This is a genomic window from Bacillus sp. X1(2014) (assembly GCF_007678255.1).
Window position 1 is genome coordinate 1 of record NZ_VEED01000053.1, and the last position, 774, is coordinate 774.

Genomic DNA, 774 nt, shown 5'->3' on the forward strand with positions numbered 1-774 from the left:
AGGGGTGCGGGTTAGAATTTCAATACAGCCAGGGTAGTATCCCACCGACGCCTCCACCGAAGCTAGCGCTCCGGCTTCTCAGGCTCCTACCTATCCTGTACAAGCTGTACCAAAATTCAATATCAGGCTACAGTAAAGCTCCACGGGGTCTTTCCGTCCTGTCGCGGGTAACCTGCATCTTCACAGGTACTATAATTTCACCGAGTCTCTCGTTGAGACAGTGCCCAGATCGTTACGCCTTTCGTGCGGGTCGGAACTTACCCGACAAGGAATTTCGCTACCTTAGGACCGTTATAGTTACGGCCGCCGTTTACTGGGGCTTCGATTCAGAGCTTCGCTTGCGCTAACCCCTCCTCTTAACCTTCCAGCACCGGGCAGGCGTCAGCCCCTATACTTCGCCTTGCGGCTTCGCAGAGACCTGTGTTTTTGCTAAACAGTCGCCTGGGCCTATTCACTGCGGCTCTTCGAGGCTATTCACCTCAAAAAGCACCCCTTCTCCCGAAGTTACGGGGTCATTTTGCCGAGTTCCTTAACGAGAGTTCTCTCGCTCACCTTAGGATTCTCTCCTCGCCTACCTGTGTCGGTTTGCGGTACGGGCACCTTTTATCTCGCTAGAGGCTTTTCTTGGCAGTGTGGAATCAGGAACTTCGGTACTAAATTTCCCTCGCTATCACAGCTCAGCCTTCACGAGAGGCGGATTTGCCTACCTCTCAGCCTAACTGCTTAGACGCGCATATCCAACAGCGCGCTTACCCTATCCTCCTGCGTCCCCCC

General features: G+C 53.9%; 1 rRNA gene. It reads right to left on the reverse strand.

Features of this window, described 5'->3' with window-relative positions:
- Positions 1-774, reverse strand: a 23S ribosomal RNA gene (locus FS608_RS29720); the annotation flags it as partial.